The following is a 22118-nucleotide window of genomic DNA, read 5'->3' on the forward strand; positions in this document are numbered from 1 at the left end:
GCGCTAAAGGAGAGATGGAATGACGAACAGGAACAAAAGAACCGCTTTGCTTGCCAGCGTCGCGGTTAGCGCTGCGGCGATGCTGGTATCGGCCAATGCCATGGCCGCCGATCTGGCCCCGCCAGCCCCGGCGCCCACCGCCGAAGAGGCGATTGCGGCGGCAAGCCCGTGGATGCTGCGCGTGCGCGGTCTCGGCGTCATCACCAATGACAGCGGCAGCGTCGACGGTGTGCCGGGTGCTGGCCTTTCCTATTCGGATACGGTGATCCCGGAACTCGACATCACCTATTTCTTCACGCCGAATTTTGCCGCCGAACTCATTCTCGGCACCACCTATGCCAAGATCAACGGCGAGGGTGTGCTGGCCGGCACGCCGGTTGGCAAGACATGGCTGCTACCACCGACGCTGACGCTGCAATATCACTTCACCGATTTCGGCGCCTTCAAGCCCTATATTGGTGCGGGCGTGAACTATTCGCTGTTCTACAACCAGTCCGAACAGCCCGGTTTCAGCAATCTTGATGTCAAGAACAAGCTCGGTGCTGCCGTGCAGGTCGGTTTCGACTATATGCTCGACGAACATTGGGGCGTGAACTTCGACGTGAAAAAAATCTTCCTGAAGACCGACTGGACCGCCGAACTGGGCGGCACGCCGATCAGCGGCAAGGCCAGGCTCGATCCCTGGCTGATCGGTGCCGGTATCACCTATCGCTTCTGATCCCGGGACGCCCTTCAGCGCCGCCTTTGACGGGCGGCCCGTTCTGAGTTATACGGACGGCCACGGGCAGAGAGCCCCGGCCGTCCGCAGGCATTTATGCCCCTGGTGAAGCTCTCATCCCTGATAACGGTCATCCCCATGTTTTGCATGTCGTCGATGGCAACGCGGACCCCCTTCGGAAAATTCGGCATGTCAATGTTGGAGAACCGTTATGAACGTGTCCAAACCGCTTCCCGCCCTTGAGGGGCTGAAAGAGCAGGCAAAACGCCTGCGCACAGCGCTTGAGGAACAGGGACAGGCAATTACCCACTCAAAGGCGCTGGAACTCATCGCCGCGCAATATGGCTTCCGCGACTGGAACACTCTGCACGCAGCAGCCGGCAACCGCCCCGCCTTCAATCCATATCTTCTGGGTTCGAGAGTGGAAGGCCTTTATCTAGGCCAGCCTTTCGTCGCCTCCGTGCTGGGTGTCCAGGCGCTCGGCGGTGACCCGGAACGCTATCGGCTCACCCTGCATCTGGATGATCCCGTCGACGTCGTGACCTTCGAAAGCTTCTCCGCCTTCCGGCAACGCGTCCACTGCAATATCGACACATCCGGCCGCACCGTGGAGAAAACCTCCAACGGCCGGCCGCAGGTGGAGCTGGTGTGGTAGGGAGCTGCCGGAGGTATCTAGCGATACAAGAACACCCGCCGAAGGGCGGGTGTTCGATTTTCGTCGATAAGTTTAGATCCGCTTGCCCGTCGTATCGAACAGATGGAAATTCTTTGCCTGTGCGGCGATCTTCAGTGTCTCGCCAATGCCCAGCTGGGAGCGACCGGGAACTCGGAAGACGATGGTGGTGCCATCGGCGAAGGAGCCGTGTACATAGCTTTCCGCCCCCACCAGTTCCACGGCATCCACCTGCACGGTGCCGGTGAAGGCGGCGTCGGCCGGGGCTTCGGTGGCAAGCGTGATGTCTTCCGGGCGAATGCCGAGTGTGGCGACGGTCTGCGGTAGTGCTGTAACACCGTTCACCGACCAGCCGGTAGAGCCATTGGACGAAGCCGTGCCGTGCGCCAGAAGGTTCATGGAGGGCGAACCGATGAAGGTGGCGACGAAGGTGGTCGCCGGCTTCTCATAAAGCTCGATCGGCGTGCCCATCTGCTCGATGCGGCCGGCATTCAGCACCACCAGCCGATCGGCGAGCGTCATGGCCTCCATCTGGTCATGGGTGACATAAACGCTTGTCGTGGCGAGCGAGCGTTGCAAACGGCGGATTTCCACCCGCATCTGCACGCGCAGCTTGGCGTCGAGGTTGGAGAGCGGCTCGTCGAACAGGAAGGCGGCCGGCTTGCGCACGATGGCGCGGCCCATGGCCACGCGCTGGCGCTGGCCGCCGGAAAGCTGGCGCGGCTTGCGCTCCAGGAACTGCTCGATCTCCAGCGCCTTGGCCGCCTCGGTGATGCGCCGCTCGATCTCCTCCTTCGGCGTGTTGCGGTTCTTCAGTCCATAGGCAAGGTTCTGGCGCACCGTCATATGCGGATAAAGCGCATAGTTCTGGAACACCATGGCGATGTCGCGGTCGGAGGGTTCGAGATCATTGACGACGCGGTCGCCGATGACGATCTCGCCGCCCGATATGCTTTCCAGCCCGGCGATCATGCGCAGCAGCGTGGATTTTCCGCAGCCGGAGGGGCCGACCAGTACGATCATTTCGCCATCGGCGATGTCCATCGATACGCCCTTGATCGCATCGACATTGCCGCCATAAACCTTGCGGACGTCTTTCAGCGCAATTTTTGCCATTATTTTTCGGTCTCCACCAAACCTTTGACGAACCAGCGCTGCATCAGCACCACAACCATAATCGGGGGGATGATGGCGAGGATCGCCGTCACCATCACATAATTCCAGGGCGTCGAAGCATCGGTGAAATCCACCATGCGCTTGAGGCCGATGATGATCGTGTTCATCTTGGCGTCGTTGGTCACGAGCAGCGGCCAGAGATACTGGGTCCAGCCATAGATGAACAGGATCACGAATAGGGCGGCGATATTGGTTCTCGACAGCGGCAACAGAATATCGCGCATGAAGCGGAATGGACCGGCATTGTCGATACGCGCCGCCTCGACCAGCTCACCGGGAATGGTCAGGAAGAACTGCCGGAACAGGAACGTCGCCGTCGCAGATGCCATCAGCGGCAGCGTCAGTCCCGCATAGGTGTCGATCAACCCAAGATCGACGATGACCTTGTAGGTGGGCAGGATACGCACTTCCACCGGCAGCATGAGCGTGATGAAGATCATCCAGAAAAAGCCCATGCGGAAGGGAAAGCGGAAGAAGACGATGGCGAAGGCCGACAGGAACGAGATGACGATCTTGCCGATGGCGATGGCGAGCGCCACGACGAAGCTGTTGAACAGCAACCGCTCGAGGCTGACGCCGACCACTCTTTCGACGCCACCGACCATGGCGTCGGTGTAGTTGGCGCCCAGATGATCGCCGGGCAAAAGCGACATGGGCGGGCGGATGATATCCGTCGACGTCATGGAAGAAGCGACGAAGGTGTAATAGATCGGGAAGGCCACAACGATGATGCCGAGAATGAGCATCAGATGGGCGACCATGCGGGCGACCGGGCGATTTTCAATCATTGTGAAATCCTCAGCCGTAATGCACGCGCTTCTCGACGAAGCGGAACTGGAAGGCGGTGAGCGCAATGACGATCACCATCAGGATCACGGACTGCGCGGCGGAAGAGCCGAGGTTCAGGTTCACGAAGCCATCATTATAGACCTTGTAGACCAGCGTTTCCGTCGCCTTGGCGGGGCCGCCGCCGGTGACGGCATGGATGATGCCGAAGGTATCGAAGAAGGCGTAAACCGTGTTGACGACCAGAAGGAAGAAGGTTGTCGGCGCCAGCAGCGGGAAAACGATGGTCCAGAAGCGCCGCGAACCGCGCGCGCCGTCAATGGAGGCCGCTTCCAGCAATGATTTCGGAATTGCCTGCAAGCCCGCGACAAAGAACAGGAAATTATAACTGATCTGCTTCCACGCAGCGGCGGCGACTACCAGCAGCATGGCCTGATTACCGTCAAGCAGCGGGTCCCACATGATGCCGTTGCGGCGCAGGATATAAGAGAAGGTGCCCATGGCGGGGTTGAACATGAACAGCCACAACATGCCGGCGACGGCAGGCGCCACGGCATAGGGCATGATCATCATGGTACGGTAAAAGCCCTTGCCGCGCACCACCCGGTCAGCCGCCGTTGCCAGAAGCAGCGCAAGTCCCATGGAGACGAGTGCGGTCAGCACGCTGAAGATGATGGTGACGTGCAGGGAGTTGAGATAGCTCTCATCTGACAGCACGGTGGAAAAATTGGCCAGCCCGACGAAATTGCTGTTCAGCCCGAAGGCGTCCTCGCGCATGGTCGACTGGTAGAGCGCCTGGCTTGCGGGCCAGAAGAAAAAGACCACCGTCAGGATGATCTGCGGTGCGACCAGCAGATAAGGCAGGATCTTGTTGGGGAATACGACGCTTTGCACGGCGATCTCCTGATGAGATGGAAACGCCGCCCGCACCCTTTTTGAGAATGCGGGCGGTGGCAGGGATCGTTTAGTTGCCGGCGGCCTGCTTGATGGCTGCGTCACCACGCTCGACGATCTTGTCGAGGGCGGCTTTCGCGTCCTGCTTGCCGGCCAGCATCGCCTCGAACTCTTCGTTCATGATGTCGCGCACCTGCGGCAGGTTCACGAGGCGTACGCCCTTGGAGTTTTCTGTCGGCGGCTTGCCCATCATCTGCAGCAGCGGCGTTTCGCGGGCAGGGTTCTTGTCGTAGAAGCCGGATTTCTTGGTTTCCTCATAGGCCGCGATCGTTACCGGCATGTAGCCGGAGACCTGATGCAGGCGAGACTGGATCTTGGTCTGCGAGAGGAAATGGAAGAATTCGGCAACGCCCTTATATTCGGCGTCGCTCTTGCCGCCGAATACCCAGAGGCTGGCGCCGCCGGGAATGGTGTTCTGCGGACCATGGCCTTCATAATAGGGCAGCTGGCCGATGCCGTAATTCATGCCGGTCTTGACGATATCGCCAAGGCCGCCGGAGGATTCGGTCAGGATGCCGCATTCGCCGGACATGAACAGCTGCTTGGCTTCGGAGGTGCGTCCGCCATAACGGAAGGTGCCGTCCTTGGCGAGATCGGCAATCGCCTGGAAATGCTCGACGAACAGCGGCGCATTGACCGCAAGCTTCACATCCGTACCACCAAGCCCGTTTTCATTGCTGCCATAGGACACGTTATTCCAGGCGGCGAAATTTTCGGTCTGGATCCAGGTAAGCCAGGTGGAGGTGAAACCGCACTGCGCGGCACCGCTGGTCTTGATCTTCTTGGCGGCTTCGAAAACTTCCGGCCAGGTCTTCGGCGGGTTGGCCGGGTCAAGGCCTGCCTTCTGGAAGGTGTCCTTGTTGTAATAGAGGATCGGCGAGGATGAATTGTAAGGGAAGGACAGCATGGTGCCGTCCGGCTTGGAATAATAGGCGACGATGCCGGCCAGATATTCATCCTTGTTGAAGGTGTAGCCACCTTCCTTCAGCACATCCGCCACTGGCTTGATGGCGCCGGCGGCACCCATCATCACGCCGGAACCGGCGTCGAAGACCTGAATGATGGCCGGCGGCTGCTTGGCGCGGAATGCGGCAATGCCGGCATTCAGCGTTTCCGGATAGGTGCCCTTGAACACGGGCGTGATCTTGTAGTCTTTCTGGCTTTCGTTGAACTCTTTCGCAAGCGCGTCCACGACTTCGTTATTGGCGCCGGTCATGGCGTGCCACCACTGGATCTCCGTCGCAGCGAAAGCATTCGATGTGACAAAAAACGAAAGCGCGGATGCCGCAGCAAGGCGGTAGCTGAGTTTTTTCAAGGCGATTCCTCCCATTGTGAAAACAGTAAAAGATACAGTCCCTTATTACAGCCTTCCTCCTCGATCCAGCTGTGGGCGATCTTTTCTGTATTTGCATTTGGAATTAAAAACGAACTTGAACGAAAATGCAATAGAGCGTGGAACGAATAAAACGAAAGTGAAAGAAACGATTTTATTATTCCATTTTCGCGGCGCATGGTTTTTTCATGCGTCTTTATGCCGGCGCCCCAGGCGGCATGATTTTTCGTAGCCGGGTAACAATGATGAACTGTTGCCGGACGCTTTCAGAATAATATTGATATGTTATTACATTACATATTAAGCTACCGCTGATTTTATGCGGTTCAAAGGTGCGGATGTGTTTGGAATGACGCGGAAGAAAGCGGTTGCGCGAGGAGATGACACGGCTGTCTCCCAGCCCGTCAGGACGGTGCCGGTCACCCTGCTTACCGGCTTTCTGGGGGCGGGAAAGACTACCCTGCTGAACGAGCTTCTAAACGAACCGGCCATGCATGACGCTGCCGTCATCGTCAATGAATTCGGATCCGTGCCCATCGATCACGATCTGGTGCGCAGCGGCTCGGAACGGTATTTCAGAACCACGACGGGTTGCATCTGTTGCAACGCCACCAGCGATATCCGCACCTCGCTTTATGAATTGCATCAGGCCTTTCTGGAAGGGGCGATGCCGGAAATATCGCGTGTCGTTATCGAAACGACGGGACTTGCCGATCCCGCGCCGATCATCAACAGCCTGATTGCCGGCGGCACACCGGCGCTTGGGTTGCGCGACCACATCGTCGCCCGGCACTTTCATCTTTCGGGCGTGATGACTGTCTTTGATGTCACGTCCGGCCGAGCGATGCTCGACAGCTTCATCGAAGGCTGGAAACAGCTTGCCTTTGCCGACCACATCGTCCTGACGAAAACCGACCTTGCCAATACGACAGCGATGGACCGTGAAGGCCTTGCAGACCTCAACCCCGCCGCCCTGTTGCATGATCGCAATGCGGCCGGCTTCGATCTCATGTCGCTTTTTGCAACGAAGAACTACTCGCTGCGCGGCAAGCCGGAGGATGTGCCGGGATGGCTGGCGGCCGACAGGCTGAGCCTGCATGCCGACCATGCCCATGATATCAACCGCCATGGTGCCGGCGTCGAGGCCTTTGACCTCACTTTCGACGGGGCTCTTGAGCCACAGATGATCGTTACCTTTCTCGAACTCGTCACCAGCAACGTGCATTCCGGCCTGCTGCGACTGAAAGGTATTTTCCAGGCGACGGACGACCCGGATCGGCCAGTGGTTGCCCACGCCGTGCAGCACCGGCTTTACCCGCTGGCAAGGCTCGAAAGCTGGCCGGATGGCAACCGTGCAACCCGGCTCGTGCTGATCGGCATGGATATGCCGCAACAGCCAATCCGCGATCTTTTCGATACATTGGCCTCGCAGGCGAGGCGAAAGGGTGCTTCATGAACAATCCGCTTGCGCGCAGCGGTTCCGCGATCGTCTCGCAGGCCCGGATTCTGAAACAATGGGCGCGCAACCTGTTAAATCTGCATGCCGATGACATCGTTACCGTCAGCGAACTGTCCTGCGCCCTGCCGGATTGCCCGCCACGCGAAACGGTGATCGTCATCCTGTCGGCATCCGGTGATATCAGGCAATTGTCCATCCACAAGGCGCTGCTGGAGGTGGATCATGACGATATTGTGCGCGCAATTGCGGAGAATTCGGCCTGATATTGGATCGGTGATATCAGGGCGTGCTTGACGGTGCGCGCCATCATCCGGCACTTCAGGGGCCACGGCGGGATTCGCTGGTGATGAAGGGCGGAAAATGGCCGATCTGGCGGTATATGCGGGTTTGTTTCTGACGGCCTTTGTGGCGGCGACCATTCTGCCCATGCAGTCGGAGGCGGCGCTGGCCGGTCTAATCCTCATGAAGTCGCAGCCTGTCTGGCTGCTGGTGGTCGTCGCCAGTGCCGGCAATGTCGCCGGCTCCTTCGTCAACTGGCTGCTTGGCCGTGGCATTGAAGGCTTCCGGCATAAGCGCTGGTTTCCCGTTGGCGAGGCCGCGCTGCAACGTTCCCAGAACTGGTATCGGCGTTATGGCCGGTGGTCGCTGCTGTTAAGCTGGGCGCCGCTGATCGGCGATCCGCTGACGGTTGCGGCCGGCATCATGAAAGAGCCACTGCCGGTCTTTTTGCTGCTGGTCACCATCGCCAAGGTCGGGCGCTACCTCTTGCTGGCGCTGGTGACGCTGAATTTTCTCTGATTGTCTTCAGGATGTTGCGGCCCGTTCTTCGTTTCAGAAGACAGGGGAGGGCAGCCTCTTCAGGGCGCCTTGATCGCCTTCTGCGTCCGGTCCTTGCCCACCTCGATCACGTGGCGCATGGCTTTGACGGCGGCATCCGCATCACGTGCGGCAATGGCGTGGACGATGCGCAGATGGTTCGACGCAATTTCGGCGATGGTGCCGGGTGAGGCGGCAGGTGACGAAAGCTGGAAGGAAATGGCGAGTGCCGCTTCAATCAGCCCGCTTGCCGAGCGCATGAAGGGGTTGCCGGACATATGCGCCACGGCAAGGTGGAATTCGAGATCGACCTTGGCGATACTTTCCGGCGTATGTTTTGGATTGTCGAACTTTGCAGCGATGACGTAAAGCGAAACAATATCGTCATTGGAGGCCTGCAGGGCCGCTGCTGCTGCCGCTGCCGGCTCCAGCGCCAGACGGATTTCTGCCAGATGCGTAACGAACTCCTCGTCTATGCCTGCTTCGCAGCGCCAGCCGAGCACGTCGGGATCGAAGAAATTCCAGCTTGAGCGGTCGAGAACGCGGGTGCCGACCTTTGCTTTCGGTTCCACCAGCCGCTTCGCCGCCAGCGTCTTCATGGTTTCGCGCAGCACGGTGCGCGAGACGCCGAAGCGCATAGAAAGTTCGGCGTCATTGGGCAGCAGGGAGCCTTCGGCAATTCTGCCCGAGACGATGGCGCTGCCGAGTTCGGAGACCACATGGGCGTGGCTGTTCCGGCGTTTTCGCCCGCTTATCGTCGTTTCGAGCAGCCCCAAGCAAGCCTCCCTTGGTGGTTATGCCGGATGTGGCCCGGCCAGTCTCCTGTTTGAATACCAGATGATTGCGCGCTGCAACACGATGAAGACGAAAAGCAGCACACCGATGACGATTTTCGTCCACCAGGAGGAAAGCGTCCCGTCAAAAACGATGTAGGTCTGGATCAAGCCCTGGATCAGGAGCCCGATGAAGGTGCCTGCCACCAGCCCCGTGCCGCCAGTTAGCAAGGTTCCGCCGATCACCACCGCGGCGATAGCGTCGAGTTCAACGCCCACCGTCGCCAGCGAATAGCCCGACGAGGTGTAGAGCGTATAGACGATGCCGGCGAGGCCGGAGAGAAAGCCGGACAGCGCATAAATGCCGATGGTCGTTGCGCCGATCGGCACGCCCATCAGCTCCGCCGATTGCGGGTTGCCGCCCAGCGCATAGATATTCGCGCCGAAGCGGGTGCGGCTGGCGATCAGCATGCCGGCGGCAAAGACGAGAAGCATCAGCATGGCGAGCGCCGTCAGCCTGCCGCCGCCCGGGAAGCGGTAATAAAAGCCCTGTATCGCATCGATGAACGGATGCGAGATCGGCACTGACTGGGTGGAGATAAGGTAAGCCGCGCCGCGCGCCAAAAACATGCCGGCCAGCGTCACCACGAAGGGCGGGATGGACAGGAAACGGATCATCGCCCCCATCAGGCAGCCGAACAGCGTCGAGACCACCAGCACGATGGTGAAGGCCAGCAGCGGATGGATGTTATAGGTGCCGACCATGACGGCGACGAAGACGCTGGTAAAGGCGATGACAGAACCGATGGAAAGATCGATGCCGCCCGACAGGATGACGAAGGTCATGCCGACGGCCGCGATGCCGAGGAAGGCATTGTCGGTCAAGAGATTGCCGATCACCCGTGTCGACAGGATCGCCGGATATTGCAGCACGCAGAGAAGATAGGCGATCACGAAGATCGTCAGCGTGGTGAGGAAGGGCAGGTTGCGGCTGTGGATCATCGCGCGGTTCCTTCCTTGGTCATGCCATTGGTGGCCGCCGGTTTGACGTGGGGCTTCGGCGCTTTCACGAAACCGAGGACGGCCATGATCGCCGGCGATTGCAGCGTCAGCACCACCATGATGATGCCAGCCTTGATGATGAGGTTGAATTCCGGCGGGAAGCCCGAGACGAGAATGCCGGTATTGATGGTCTGGATGATCAGCGCGCCGATCAGCGAGGCGGTGATGGAAAAGCGCCCGCCATTCAGCGAGGTGCCGCCGATGACCACCGCAAGGATCGCGTCGAGCTCCAGCCACAGCCCGGCGTTGTTGGCATCCGCGCCGCGAATATCGGCGGTGACGATCATGCCGGCGATGGCCGCGCAAAGGCCGGAAACCGCATAAACGAAGAACAGCAGGAAGCGGGCCCGCACCCCGGCCAGCGCTGCGGCGCGGCGATTGATGCCGGTCGCCTCGATCAGGAAACCGAGCGCGCTCTTGCGCACCAGAAGGCCGATCAACAGGGCCGCCGCAACCCAGATGATGACCGGCAGCGGAATGCCTGCGAACGAGCCGGAACCGATGGCGGAAAAGCTGTCATTGTTGAAGGTGAGAATGACGCCTTCGGTGATGAGCTGGGCGATGCCGCGACCCGCCACCATCAGGATCAGCGTGGCGATGATCGGCTGTATGTCGAGAAGGGCGACCAGCACGCCGTTCCACAACCCGCAGGCAATGCCCACGGCAAGCGAGATGACGATGACCGAGGGAATGGAATGGCCATTGCTGATGAGCGTGGCCGCGACCGCGCCGCAGATGGCGATGACGGCGCCAATGGAAAGGTCGATGCCCTTGGTGGCGATGACCAGCGTCATGCCGATGGTCAAAAGCGCGACCGGTGCGGCACGCACGAGAATATCCACCAGACTGCCATAGAGCCTGCCGTTCTGGAACGAGACATGCAGGAAACCCGGCGAAAGGATTGTTATCGCTGCCAGAATGATGAAGAGCGCGGCAAGCTGCGGAGCAATTCTTTTCAGGCGTCGTGTCACTGCTGCCATCATGCCGCCTCCGTTTTTGCCGCATCGGCAATCGCCCGCATGATGTTGTCGGCGGTCACGTCACCGCCCTTCAACTCGCTGACATGACGGCGGTCTGAAAGCACGACGACACGGTGTGCGACGGCGGTGAGTTCTTCCAGTTCCGAAGAGATGACGACGAGCGACATGCCTTCGCTGCAGAGTTTTTCGATCATTTTCAGGATTTCCGCATGCGCGCCGATATCGATGCCGCGTGTCGGTTCGTCGAGGATCAGCAGACGGGGGTGGGTGGCGAGCCAGCGCGCCAGAATGGCCTTCTGCTGGTTGCCGCCGGACAGGAATTTGATCGGCCGGTTGGGATCGGCCGGGCGGATATCCAGCGACTTGATGAAGCTTTCGGCCAGTTCCGCTTTCTGCCGGCGCGACAGTGGCCGGGCCCAGCCCTGCCGTGCCTGAAGCGCCAGCGCGATATTGTCGGTGACGGAAAAGTCGCCGATGATGCCATCGGTCTTGCGCTCTTCCGGACAGAAGCCGAAACCGGCGGTGATGGCGGCTTCCGGCGAAGAAATCGCCACCGTCTGGCCGTCGATGACAGCCTTTCCGGTATCCGGCCGGTCGATGCCGAACAGCAGGAAGGCTGTTTCCGTCCGGCCAGAACCGAGCAGCCCGGCGACACCGACGATTTCGCCGGGGCGGATGCCGAGATCGAAGGGGGCGATGCTGCCGCGTTTGCCGTAACCTTCGAACCGGATCGGCGGCTCGCCCTCGGCAACCGTATCTTCTGTCGCCTGATGTTCATGGGTGATGTGCTGAAGCTCGCGGCCGAGCATCATCGAGATCAGTTCGGAACGGGGCAGGCTGCCGATATCGCGGGTGCCGACAAGACGGCCGTTGCGCAGCACCGTCACCCGGTCGGCTATGTCATAGACCTGATTGAGGAAGTGGGTGATGATGACGATGCCGATGCCGCGTGCGCGCAGGTTTCTCAAGACGCCGAACAGCATCTCGACCTCATGGGCATCAAGGCTGGCGGTGGGTTCGTCCAGCACCAGCACCTTGCCGGAAAGATCGACTGCGCGGGCAATGGCGATGATCTGGCGGATGGCGACGGAATAGCTGGAAAGCAGTGCGTTGACGTCGATGGAAAGTCCGTATTGGGCAAGCAGCACCTGCGAATTCTTCTGCATCGTGCTGCGGTCGATCAGCCCGAAGCGGCGCGGCTGGCGGCCGAGAAACAGGTTTTCGGCAACTGTCAGGTTTTCGAGAAGGTTCACTTCCTGATAGACAGTGCCGATGCCCAGCGCCTGCGCCTCGCCGACATTGGTGGGCGAGATTTCGCTACCTTCCAGAAAGATCGAACCGCTGTCGCGGTGATAAACCCCGGTCAAGATCTTGATCAGCGTCGATTTGCCCGCGCCGTTTTCGCCGAGCAGCGCATGGATTTCACCATGCCCGAGCGAAAAATCGACGCCATCAAGCGCCGTGATCCCGAGAAAGGATTTGCCGATGGCGTGTGCTTCCAGAAGTGGTGCCGTTTCGGACATTGAGCAGTTCCGTATCGAAATGGGTCTCGCCATAAGGGCGCAGAGTGATCGCATGAAGCGAGCGGGTGCCGCTTGTTTCTTCTCCCCGCCGGGGAGAAGGTGGCCCGAAGGGTCGGATGAGGGGGCTAGCTCTCGGTCTATCGCTACCGTTGCCCCCTCATCCCGCTGCCGCGACCTTCTCCCCGGCGGGGAGAAGAAGCAGGCCGCACCCGCTCGCTCCATAAAATCATTCAGTATCGGGCTTTAACGGCCGAAAGAAACGGCGCAGCTCCTGCTGCCGTCCCTCACAAGACAGGGCTCAGTACCCCAGGCCCTTCTTCGCCTCGTAGACCTTCATCGGATCATCGGATGCCGTATAAAGCTTGGATTCCGTCTGGATCCACTTCGGCGGTTCCTTCTTGTCCTTCAGATAGGCTTCGAGCGCGTCAAAAGCGGGGCCTGCCATGTCGGGTGTCAGTTCCACCGTCGCATTGGCCTCGCCATCCGCCATGGCCTTGAAGATGTCGGGCACGGCGTCGATGGAGACGATCTTGATGTCGGTTCCGGGCTTCAGGCCGGCTTCCTTGATCGCCTGGATCGCGCCGACGGCCATGTCGTCATTGTGGGCGTAGACGGCACAGATATCCTTGCCGCCGCCTTCGGCCTTGATGAAGCTTTCCATCACTTCCTTGCCCTTGGTGCGGGTGAAGTCACCCGTCTGCGAGCGCACGATCTTGATGTTCTTGTGGGATTCGATGGCCTGCTCGAAACCCTTCTTGCGGTTGATGGCGGGTGAGGAGCCGGTCGTGCCCTGCAGTTCCACCACCTTGCAGTCCTTGGAGCCGACATCCTTGACCAGCCAGTCGCCGGCCACCTTGCCTTCGTGCACCTGATCGGAGGTTACGGCGGTCAGGTAAAGATCATCCGGCGCCTCGATCTGGCGGTCGAGCAGGATGACGGGGATTTTTTCTTCCTTGGCTTCCTTCAGCACCGCGTCCCAGCCGGTGGCGACCACAGGCGCGATCAGGATCGCGTCGACACCCTGCGCGATGAAGCCACGGACGGCCTTGATCTGGTTTTCCTGCTTCTGCTGTGCGTCGGCGAATTTCAGCGTGACGCCGCGCTTTTCGGCCTGCTGTTTGGTGACGGTGGTTTCAGCCGCGCGCCAGCCGGATTCCGAGCCGATCTGCGAGAAGCCGACGGTAAGCGATTGTGCGGAAACACTGGATGCAAGGCATGCGGAAACGGCGACAGTGAATGCCGCAAGAGCTTTTCTCATCTTATCCTCCCAGAGATGATGACAGCGTGACGGGGACACTATGAGCATATAGTAATACTCTTGAAAAGCGGTTTTTTAGACCTTCTGCAAATTGCGTGATGTCAGTTCGATTGGAATTTTACCTTAAAATCCAATAAATCAATGACTTGTACGTATTTCTCGTGTCTTTTTTCTCTGTGAAAACCTACCGGAAACTGGCCTAGATGCGGCTTGACAGGCTAAGACGACATCTAATAGTAATACAAATAAGTAGATTGGCTTGATGCGGAGTGCGGCGCGAGAGACTAGCCGCCATCCGACAGGGCAGGGAGGGAGAGACCGTTGCAGATAGCCGGTATCATCGTAAGCACCGAAAAATGTTCGGCTAAAGCCGAAGAACGGTGCCGATCCACTCGTCTGGACCGGCTCTGTCGGTTATGCGTGAACTCCGAAAGCTGATTCCATTTTCCTTGCGCACAACATAAGCTTGTCGCATTTCGTAATATTTTACCGTTGGCCACTTCCGGCTGGAGACCTGCATCATGACCAAATCCGACAATCTGCCTGCAACCCTAGGCAAGCTTCGTTCGCGCGCGTGGTTCGACAACCCCGCCAATGCGGATATGACGGCACTTTATCTCGAGCGTTACATGAACTTCGGTCTGAGCCAGGCCGAGCTTCAGTCCGATCGCCCGATCATCGGCATTGCCCAGACCGGTTCGGACCTTTCGCCCTGCAACCGTCACCATCTGGAACTGGCAAACCGCCTGCGTGAAGGCATCCGCGAAGCCGGCGGCATCGCGATTGAATTCCCGGTGCATCCGATCCAGGAAACCGGTAAGCGCCCGACGGCCGGCCTCGACCGCAACCTGGCTTACCTCGGCCTCGTGGAAGTGCTTTATGGCTATCCGCTCGATGGCGTCGTGCTGACCATTGGCTGTGACAAGACCACGCCTGCCTGTCTTATGGCGGCGGCCACCGTCAACATTCCGGCCATCGCCCTTTCCGTCGGCCCCATGCTGAACGGCTGGTTCCGTGGTGAACGCACCGGCTCCGGCACGATCGTCTGGAAGGCACGCGAATTGCTGGCCAAGGGTGAGATCGACTATCAGGGCTTCGTCAAGCTCGTCGCCTCGTCGGCGCCGTCCACCGGCTATTGCAACACCATGGGCACGGCAACGACCATGAACTCGCTTGCCGAAGCGCTCGGCATGCAGCTTCCCGGCTCCGCCGCCATCCCGGCCCCTTACCGTGACCGTCAGGAAGTTTCCTACCTCACCGGCCTGCGCATCGTTGAAATGGTCAAGGAAGACCTGAAGCCATCAGACATCATGACCAAGGATGCCTTCATCAACGCCATCCGCGTCAATTCCGCCATCGGCGGCTCCACCAACGCGCCGATCCACCTCAACGGCCTTGCCCGCCATGTCGGCGTCGAGCTGACGGTGGATGACTGGCAGACCTATGGTGAAGACGTGCCGCTGCTCGTCAACCTGCAGCCGGCCGGTGAATATCTCGGCGAGGATTATTATCATGCCGGCGGCGTGCCAGCAGTCGTCAACCAGCTGATGACCCAGGGACTGATCATGGAAGACGCCATGACCGTCAACGGCAAGACCATCGGCGACAATTGCCGTGGCGCGATCATTGAAGACGAGAAAGTCATCCGCCCCTATGAGCAGCCGCTCAAGGAGCGCGCCGGCTTCCGCGTTCTGCGCGGCAATCTCTTCTCCTCCGCCATCATGAAGACGAGTGTGATCTCGGAAGAATTCCGCAATCGTTATCTGTCCAACCCTGATGATCCGGAGGCCTTCGAAGGCCGCGCCGTGGTGTTCGATGGTCCGGAAGATTACCATCACCGCATCGACGATCCGTCGCTCGGCATCGACGCCAGCACCGTGCTCTTCATGCGCGGTGCTGGCCCGATCGGTTATCCGGGTGCAGCGGAAGTGGTGAACATGCGCGCACCGGATTATCTTCTGAAGCAAGGCGTCAGTTCGCTGCCCTGCATCGGCGATGGCCGTCAGTCCGGTACCTCGGGCAGCCCGTCCATCCTCAACGCTTCCCCGGAAGCGGCGGCCGGCGGCGGTCTCGCCATCCTGCAGACCGGCGACCGCGTCCGCATCGATGTGGGTCGCGGCAAGGCGGATATCCTGATTTCAGGTGAAGAGCTGGCCAAGCGTTACGAGGCGCTGTCGGCTGAGGGCGGTTACAAGTTCCCGGACCACCAGACGCCATGGCAGGAAATCCAGCGCGGTATCGTCAGCCAGATGGAAACCGGCGCGGTTCTGGAGCCGGCGGTCAAGTATCAGCGTATCGCCCAGACCAAGGGCCTGCCGCGCGACAACCACTAAAGACAAGGCCGTTTCGGCTGGCCGCTTTTAAAAATCAGCCCCGGGGCGTCGTCCCGGGGCTCAAATATTTTCAGGCATCGATGAAGCGTCGCTCTTCAAAACCGCCGCGATGCTCCTGATGTGTGAGGCATACAGCGCCTCGTCGCCCGTCTGCCTACTCCTTTGAGGGGGAGAGCGGCTTTCCCAGATAAGGCAGGAAGAACATGTAGAGCCCGCTGAAGACAAGCAAGGTCAGCGGAAGAAGCGGGGCATAAACGATCACCGGTGGTGTCGGGCCGAAAGCCATCGAAGCGAAGTTCGCCAGAATGGTGACGGTCAGCAGAATGCCCAGCCACCGATGGCCCTGCCTTATCCATTTTTGCAAGATCAAAGTCGCCCCCGAGAAAAAGCATCCATGATGGAATGTGACACACGTTTGCCTCAACGGGCCTGAACGAGCTTCCAGCCATTGCCGGAAGGGTCGCGGAAACTCGCATCCACCGAGCCGTAACGCGTGATCGGTTCCTGGGTGAATTCGACACCGCGTTTGTACATGGCGTCAAAGGCCTTCTGGCAATCCTCGACCACCAGAACCAAAGGCGGCATGGCGCCCTTGGCCACGGCTTCGTTCAGATCCTGCGCCGTCGCCTCGTCAACGGTCGGGGCCTGCGGGCGAAACAGGCCGAGCTGGAAATCCGGCTGGTCCGGATGCTGCACGGTCAGCCAGCGATAATCGCCGTTGCGTGCGTCCGTATGCACACGAAACCCAAGTTTTTCGACATAAAATTGCAGCGCCTCGTCCTGGTCATGAACGTAAAGCCCGACGACTTGAACACCATTTTTCATGAGCTATCTCCCTTTCACTCACCGTGCCTACCGCCTTTCGCCTGTCGGCGCTTCTCCGAAACTGCGATTGTGAGATGGGGGCGATGGGCGGCGCTGACGAAGCAATGGGGAACCTGCTCGAGATCGGCAGGGGAAAGCCGCATCTGTCGCCGCACTTCGCTCGGGTTCTCCCCGGTTACATCGCGGAAGACGCGGCCAAATGTGCCGATGCTGTTCCAGCCGGTCTGCAAGGCGATGTCGATGACTGGAAGGTCGGTGTCGCGCAGAAGCGCCACGGCGCGCTCCACCCGGCGGGTCAGCAGATAGCGGTGAGGGGGTATGCCGAAGGCATCGCGAAACGATCTTGCAAAATGCGCCTGCGAGGCGCCGCTGACTTTTGCAAGGCGTGAAACGGGCCATGCCTCATGCGGTGCCGCGTCCATATGATCCCTGGCGCGCAACAGGCGGCGCAGGAGCAACAAGTCTCTGTTTGCAGAGTTCTTTTCATTTCCAGACGGCATGTGGCAATCATTGAATGAACCTGCCGTCCTTGGCAAGGTTCATGCCGGCGAGCCGTTGCGGATGATCTAGATCACCGGATAAAGCGACCAGAAGAACAGTTCATATTCCTGGTCGCGGTCGTCATCATGCTGTTCGTCGTCCGGTCTGCGCGGTGTCTTGTCCTGAAACTCGGTCTCCACCCGCTCATTGACGACGGGCATTCTTCGGCCGATGCCAAAGAGGTCAAAGGAGAGCATGTTGAACCCTGCTACCATGGCCAGTTCCCTTCTTCACGCGAGTTAACGGTGTGTTAAGTTTCGCGCGTTGCCATGATTTCGTCAAGATTGGCCACGGAATTTGTCTACCATTTTTAACAACAATGTCGTGATTGGCGTTTCACCGGTGCCGGATTTCACGCAATGAATGTTTGTGGGTGCCCTCAAACCTCTTTCGAAACCGCCTCGGAATAGCTCTTTTCGGCTGCTTCCAGCGCGGAATCGGTATCGGTGGCATGGCCGAGGTTTTTCAGGGCGCTTGAGACGGCCGCGATATTGGCTTTCACCGCCTGCGGATGCGCGCGCCGGCCGGTGTGGTTGAGCCTTATCAGCCGTTCCGCGCCGGGGCCGACGCCGGCGGAAATATCCGCGCCATGCTCTCTGGATATAGCGGCGAGAAACGCTCCGGTTTCGATAGTATCCGGCAGGATCGCCGTGGAAACGAGGGCTGAGGAATGCGGGTCTTCCACCCAGTTGGCGATGCCGAGTGCCCTGATGCCATGACGGGTGGCCGCCGCCGCCCGCTCGTGGCGCTCATTGGCGGCTGGCAGACCCTCCGCCTCGATCCTGTCGAGTGCGGCCTCCAGCGCGTAAAACTCCAGCGGGGCCGGCGTTCCGGGCAGCGCGCCACGGCCGGCATCCAGCCAGAGCTGCTTCTGGTCGAGAAGCGAGAGCATGGAATTGGTGGGTGCCCTGTCGTGCGAAAGCAGCTGCCATGCTTTTGGGCTGACCGAAATGGCCGATATGCCGGTCGGGCCGGCCAGCGCCTTCTGCGGCCCGATGACGGCGATATCGACGCCCAGTCTGTCGACCTCGAAGGCATGGCCGCCAATCGAGGCGACGGCATCTACCAGGGTGATAACGCCTCTTTCTTGCGCCAGCGCGGCAATGGCGGGCAGGGGGTTGAGAATGCCGCTTGCCGATTCCGCATGCACGATGGCGAGAAGATCGAAGCCCGGCCCGTCATCCAGAGCCCGTTCCACCTCGGCGAGCGTCACCGGCTTTGCCGGGCTGGCCGTCAGGTTGCGCACTGTCGCGCCGCCCCGTTCCAGCCAGCCGCCGAACCATGCGCCATAGGGGCTGGTGACGATGTTGAGCGCCCTCAGCCCCGGCCGCGCGAGGCTTGTCGCCGCGGCCTCCAACGCCAGCACGGCTTCCGCCTGTATCAGCAGCACGTCGTTTTTTGTGCCCATCAGGGCCGCCAGCCGGTCGGCCAGCACGGCGTAACGCTCGGCGGGGAAAGCGGGCGGGTCGAGGAGCAATGCATAATCCGGGGCGGGCATGTCTTATCCTTGCATGGTGGTGATGAGCCGCGGCGCGGCGTCAATCAGGCTTCTGGCGATTGAGGATTGCGGCGCGGAAATGATCGCTCCGGTCCCGCCAATTTCAACAATCCGACCCGTCTCCATGATCGCGACACGGTGGCAGACGGCGCGGATGACGGCGAGATCGTGGGAAACGAAAATACAGGAAATCGCTGTTTCCCGCTGGATTTCCACCAAAAGTTCGAGAATCTGCCGGCGAACCGAAACATCGAGCGCCGAGACCGCTTCGTCCATGATGAGAAGCGACGGCTTGAGGGTAATGGCGCGGGCGATCGCCACACGCTGCCTCTGCCCGCCCGAAAGTTCGAAGACGGAGCGACCGGCATAGGCGGCAGGCAGGCCGACACGCTCGAGAAGGCGGCGTATCTCCGCCGGGCGCTCGCGTCTCTGAACGATGCGGTGAATGCGCAGCGGCTCGCCTATGGCGTCCTCGACGGTGGCGCGTGGGTTGAAGGCGCCATGCGTATCCTGAAACACCATCTGCATCTGCTGCCGGGCGGTGCGCAATGCGCTGCCGCCAAGCGAGAGCCAGTTGCGGTTTTCGAAACGGACCGTGCCTTCGTCGGCGGGGATCAGCCGCATGAGGATGCGCGCCAGTGTCGATTTCCCGCAGCCGGATGGGCCGGCAAGGCCCAGCGTCTCGCCGCGCTTGAGCGAAAACGAGATATCGGAGAGCGCCGTCACCGTTCTTGCGCCGGTGCGGTAGGTCTTGGAAAGGCCGTCCACGCTCAGAAGGGTTTCATTCATGGCGCGGCCTCGTTGACGAGCGGCGGGGTCGAAAGATCGAGGTAATCGGCAAGCAGAGCCCGGGTATAGGCATGCGCGGGCGCGGAAAGCACCCGCCGCGCCGGGCCGTGTTCCACCAGCTCGCCGGCGCTTAAAACAGCGATGTCGTCGGCAAGGCTGGAGGCAAGGCCGATATCATGGGTGATGAAGACAAGCGTTCTTTCTTCCTCGCGCACCAGATCATCGAGAAGGGTGGCGATGGCTGCCTGGGTTACCGTGTCGAGCGCGCTCGTTGCCTCGTCGGCAATCAGGATCGAAGGGCGCGCCGCAATGGCGGCGGCAATCGCCACACGTTGCCTCTGCCCGCCGGAAAGCTGGTGCGGATAGGCGGAGAGCAGATGGGAGGGATGCGGCAGCCGCACTTTTTCCAGAAGATCGCGAGCAAGATCGCGCGCCGCTTTCCATGAGAGGCCGAGATGCCGCACAGCGCCTTCCGCCACCTGTTCGCCAATGGTCAGGACCGGGTTCAGCGTCGCGCCGGTATCCTGAAAGATCGTGCCGATATCGCGCCCCGGCATCGGCCTGCCGGTGAAAAGGCCGCTGTCACGGCTCCAGGATATATCGCCCGAGACCCGCGCTGTCTGCGGCAGAAGCCCGGCGATTGCCTTGCCGAGCGTGGATTTGCCCGAGCCGCTTTCGCCGATGATCGCCAGTCGCTGCCCCTGCCGTATCGTCAGGGAAACCTTGCGCAGCGCCGGTGCATCGGCCGCGGCGTAGCGGACGCTGAGATCGTCTATCCGGCAAAGGGCGTTGCCGCTCATGGCGCCTGCCTCCTCGTCGCCATTGCCCGGTTGATGCCTTCTCCGAAAAGATAGACACCGAGCACGGTCACCAGCAGGCCGATGCCGGGGATAACGGACAGGAACGCCGCCGAGCGGAGCACGTTGCGCCCTTCCGCGATCATCGAGCCCCAGGTGACGATATTGGGATCGCCAAGCCCGAGGAAGGAGAGCGCCGCCTCGGTGAGGATGGCGGCGGCAACGATGATGGCGGCGAGCGCCAGAACCGGCGGCAGGGCATTGGGCAATATCTGCCGGAAGGCGATTTCCAGTGGATGCATGCCGATGGCGCGGGCGGATTGCACATAGTCACGCTCGCGGATGCTCAGCACCTGCGCCCGCATCAACCGTGCCGGATCCGCCCACGCGCCGAGCGCAATGGCCAGAATGACTGTTGGCATCGAGGGGCCGATGGTGCTGACGAAGGCAAGCGCCAGCAGGAAATTCGGCACGATCTGGAAGGCATCGGTGACGCGCATCAGCGCCTCATCCACAAGGCCGCCGGCAAAACCGGCAATCGTGCCGATGACGGTGCCGAAAACAAGCGCTGCGGCGGCCGCACCCATGCCGACGAGCAGGGAGGCCTGCGCGCCATGGGCAAGTTCGGCCAGCACATTGCGGCCCAGCCGGTCGGTGCCAAGCGGCAGGGCCGCATCTGTAAAGGGCGCAATCAGCGGCTCGCCGACGATCGCCAGCGGATCGCCGGGGAACAGGAGGGGTGCGGAGAGCGCAATTACCGCCAGCAGCGTCAGGATGACGGTGCCCGTCACACCTTCGAAATTGCGCAGGAGCCGGAGAGCGAAACTCATGCCGCACTCTCCCCGCTGCCGATGCGCGGATCGAGAATGGAATAGAGAATGTCGACGGCGAGATTGACGAGGATGACGAAGACGGCGCTGGTGAGGATGATGCCCATCAGAAGCAGCGTATCGCGGCCGCTGACGGCTTCCTGCGCCAGCCGCCCGAAACCCGGAATGGCAAAGACACTTTCAATCACCACGCTGCCGCCCAGCATGGTTGCGGCCTGCAGGCCAAGCACAGTGATGAGCGGCAGCGCCGCGTTGCGGGCAACATGACGCAGCACGATACGCCGTCTGGAAAGCCCCTTGGACTGCGCAAAAAGCACGAAATCCAGCGGCCAGACCGCTGCCATGGCGGTGCGCATGACGCGCAGGAACAGCGCCAGATAGATGAGGCCAAGGCTGGCGACCGGCAGCACGAGATGGCGGGCAATATCCAGCGCCCTTGCAAAGCCCTGTTTGCCCGAGGCGATGGTTTCTATGCCCGAGGTCGGCAGCCAGCGAAGCTGCACGGCAAAGACGATGGCAAGCACGAGGCCGAGCCAGAAACCGGGCGTGGCGTAAAGCGTGAGCGACAAGGCGGAGAGCACCCGGTCGGTTACGCCACCGGGGCGCGCGCCGGCGATGATACCGAGCGCGGTGCCGGTGATGAAGGCAAGAGCGGTAGCGCTACCCATCAACAAAAGCGTGTTCGGCAGCCGCTCGAGGATCAACCCCAGCACCGGCCGGTCAAAGGCAAGCGACCAGCCGAGATCGAGCCGCAGCACCGAACTGGCATAAAACCAGAAACGGGCCAGCATCGAGCCGTTGAGGCCATATTGCTCGCGCAGGGCATCCCGCAGCCCGGCATCGCCGCCGCCGATGGAAACGAGATAGGCATCCACCGCATCACCGGAGGCATTTTCAAGCAGGGCGAAGGTGAAGATGAGAACGATCAGCAGCACAGGAATGGCGCTGATCGCCCTTCGCCGCAGCAAAGACGTCGCACGTTTCACGACGCGGCC

24 protein-coding genes are annotated in these 22118 nt (G+C 60.6%); 6 read left to right on the forward strand and 18 right to left on the reverse strand.

Annotation, left to right across the window (positions count from 1 at the left end; translation table 11 throughout):
- Positions 1–19: 19 nt before the first annotated feature.
- On the forward strand, positions 20–718 hold the full coding sequence (locus M0412_RS16930) for an OmpW family protein (RefSeq protein ID WP_269699468.1): 699 nt from the start codon (positions 20–22) through the stop codon (positions 716–718).
- A gap of 211 nt (positions 719–929) precedes the next feature.
- Positions 930–1373: a glyoxalase superfamily protein gene (locus tag M0412_RS16935; protein WP_269699469.1), complete on the forward strand. Its 444-nt coding sequence runs from the start codon at positions 930–932 to the stop codon at positions 1371–1373.
- A 72-nt stretch (positions 1374–1445) separates the two neighbouring features.
- Here M0412_RS16935 and M0412_RS16940 read toward each other — a convergent pair whose 3' ends face one another.
- The 4 genes from M0412_RS16940 to ugpB form a co-directional block, all read right to left on the reverse strand.
- Complete coding sequence (locus M0412_RS16940) at positions 1446–2507, reverse strand: sn-glycerol-3-phosphate import ATP-binding protein UgpC (RefSeq protein ID WP_269699470.1); 1062 nt, start codon at positions 2505–2507, stop codon at positions 1446–1448.
- Positions 2507–3355, reverse strand: a complete 849-nt coding sequence (gene ugpE / locus M0412_RS16945; protein WP_269699471.1) for a sn-glycerol-3-phosphate ABC transporter permease UgpE — start codon at positions 3353–3355, stop codon at positions 2507–2509. Before ugpE ends, M0412_RS16940 begins: the two co-directional genes overlap by 1 nt.
- Positions 3356–3365: 10 nt before the next feature.
- Positions 3366–4247, reverse strand: a complete 882-nt coding sequence (gene ugpA / locus M0412_RS16950; protein WP_269699472.1) for a sn-glycerol-3-phosphate ABC transporter permease UgpA — start codon at positions 4245–4247, stop codon at positions 3366–3368.
- Between the two features lie 70 nt (positions 4248–4317).
- Positions 4318–5628 carry a sn-glycerol-3-phosphate ABC transporter substrate-binding protein UgpB gene (gene ugpB / locus M0412_RS16955; RefSeq protein ID WP_193559543.1) on the reverse strand — a complete coding sequence of 437 codons (1311 nt, stop codon included), beginning with the start codon at positions 5626–5628 and terminating at the stop codon, positions 4318–4320.
- A gap of 361 nt (positions 5629–5989) precedes the next feature.
- Here ugpB and M0412_RS16960 point away from each other — a divergent pair, with 361 nt between their 5' ends.
- From M0412_RS16960 to M0412_RS16970, 3 genes are all read left to right on the forward strand, one after another.
- Positions 5990–7096, forward strand: a complete 1107-nt coding sequence (locus M0412_RS16960) for a GTP-binding protein (RefSeq protein ID WP_269699473.1) — start codon at positions 5990–5992, stop codon at positions 7094–7096.
- The gene (locus tag M0412_RS16965) at positions 7093–7362 is read left to right on the forward strand and encodes a hypothetical protein (RefSeq protein ID WP_142842770.1); all 270 of its coding nucleotides are present in this window, start codon (positions 7093–7095) and stop codon (positions 7360–7362) included. The genes M0412_RS16960 and M0412_RS16965 overlap by 4 nt, the downstream gene beginning before the upstream one ends.
- 97 nt (positions 7363–7459) lie before the next feature.
- Positions 7460–7897, forward strand: coding sequence for a YqaA family protein (locus tag M0412_RS16970; protein ID WP_269699474.1), 438 nt, complete (start codon positions 7460–7462; stop codon positions 7895–7897).
- A 59-nt stretch (positions 7898–7956) separates the two neighbouring features.
- Here the strand turns inward: M0412_RS16970 and M0412_RS16975 are convergent, their stop codons facing one another.
- The 5 genes from M0412_RS16975 to ytfQ form a co-directional block, all read right to left on the reverse strand.
- Positions 7957–8691: a FadR/GntR family transcriptional regulator gene (locus M0412_RS16975; RefSeq protein ID WP_065117054.1), complete on the reverse strand. Its 735-nt coding sequence runs from the start codon at positions 8689–8691 to the stop codon at positions 7957–7959.
- An 18-nt stretch (positions 8692–8709) separates the two neighbouring features.
- Positions 8710–9690, reverse strand: a complete 981-nt coding sequence (gene yjfF, locus M0412_RS16980; protein ID WP_269699475.1) for a galactofuranose ABC transporter, permease protein YjfF — start codon at positions 9688–9690, stop codon at positions 8710–8712.
- Positions 9687–10730: an ABC transporter permease gene (locus tag M0412_RS16985; protein WP_269699531.1), complete on the reverse strand. Its 1044-nt coding sequence runs from the start codon at positions 10728–10730 to the stop codon at positions 9687–9689. The genes yjfF and M0412_RS16985 overlap by 4 nt, the downstream gene beginning before the upstream one ends.
- Positions 10730–12253, reverse strand: coding sequence for a sugar ABC transporter ATP-binding protein (locus M0412_RS16990; RefSeq protein ID WP_269699476.1), 1524 nt, complete (start codon positions 12251–12253; stop codon positions 10730–10732). Before M0412_RS16990 ends, M0412_RS16985 begins: the two co-directional genes overlap by 1 nt.
- Positions 12254–12551: 298 nt before the next feature.
- A complete protein-coding gene (gene ytfQ / locus M0412_RS16995) occupies positions 12552–13511 on the reverse strand; it encodes a galactofuranose ABC transporter, galactofuranose-binding protein YtfQ (RefSeq protein ID WP_174033335.1) in 960 nt (319 codons plus the stop codon).
- Positions 13512–14032: 521 nt separating this feature from the next.
- On the opposite strand from ytfQ, the gene M0412_RS17000 reads away from it, so the two are divergent.
- Entirely contained in the window at positions 14033–15844 is a 1812-nt protein-coding gene (locus tag M0412_RS17000; protein WP_269699477.1) for an IlvD/Edd family dehydratase, read from the forward strand.
- Between the two features lie 154 nt (positions 15845–15998).
- Here M0412_RS17000 and M0412_RS17005 read toward each other — a convergent pair whose 3' ends face one another.
- From M0412_RS17005 to M0412_RS17045, 9 genes are all read right to left on the reverse strand, one after another.
- Entirely contained in the window at positions 15999–16208 is a 210-nt protein-coding gene (locus tag M0412_RS17005; protein WP_371338307.1) for a hypothetical protein, read from the reverse strand.
- 56 nt (positions 16209–16264) lie between these two features.
- Complete coding sequence (locus tag M0412_RS17010; RefSeq protein WP_269699479.1) at positions 16265–16669, reverse strand: VOC family protein; 405 nt, start codon at positions 16667–16669, stop codon at positions 16265–16267.
- Between the two features lie 14 nt (positions 16670–16683).
- On the reverse strand, positions 16684–17169 hold the full coding sequence (locus M0412_RS17015; RefSeq protein WP_110759922.1) for a helix-turn-helix domain-containing protein: 486 nt from the start codon (positions 17167–17169) through the stop codon (positions 16684–16686).
- A 66-nt stretch (positions 17170–17235) separates the two neighbouring features.
- Entirely contained in the window at positions 17236–17424 is a 189-nt protein-coding gene (locus tag M0412_RS17020; protein ID WP_046800845.1) for a hypothetical protein, read from the reverse strand.
- A gap of 164 nt (positions 17425–17588) precedes the next feature.
- On the reverse strand, positions 17589–18707 hold the full coding sequence (locus M0412_RS17025) for an alanine--glyoxylate aminotransferase family protein (RefSeq protein WP_269699480.1): 1119 nt from the start codon (positions 18705–18707) through the stop codon (positions 17589–17591).
- 3 nt (positions 18708–18710) lie between these two features.
- Positions 18711–19496, reverse strand: a complete 786-nt coding sequence (locus M0412_RS17030; RefSeq protein ID WP_269699481.1) for an ABC transporter ATP-binding protein — start codon at positions 19494–19496, stop codon at positions 18711–18713.
- Positions 19493–20296 carry an ABC transporter ATP-binding protein gene (locus M0412_RS17035; RefSeq protein ID WP_269699482.1) on the reverse strand — a complete coding sequence of 268 codons (804 nt, stop codon included), beginning with the start codon at positions 20294–20296 and terminating at the stop codon, positions 19493–19495. Before M0412_RS17035 ends, M0412_RS17030 begins: the two co-directional genes overlap by 4 nt.
- Positions 20293–21123, reverse strand: coding sequence for an ABC transporter permease (locus M0412_RS17040; RefSeq protein ID WP_269699483.1), 831 nt, complete (start codon positions 21121–21123; stop codon positions 20293–20295). Before M0412_RS17040 ends, M0412_RS17035 begins: the two co-directional genes overlap by 4 nt.
- A complete protein-coding gene (locus M0412_RS17045) occupies positions 21120–22109 on the reverse strand; it encodes an ABC transporter permease (protein WP_269699484.1) in 990 nt (329 codons plus the stop codon). Before M0412_RS17045 ends, M0412_RS17040 begins: the two co-directional genes overlap by 4 nt.
- Positions 22110–22118 lie beyond the last annotated feature (9 nt).

The sequence above is a fragment of the Agrobacterium sp. O3.4 genome (genome assembly GCF_041414895.1).
GTDB lineage: Bacteria > Pseudomonadota > Alphaproteobacteria > Rhizobiales > Rhizobiaceae > Agrobacterium > Agrobacterium cucumeris.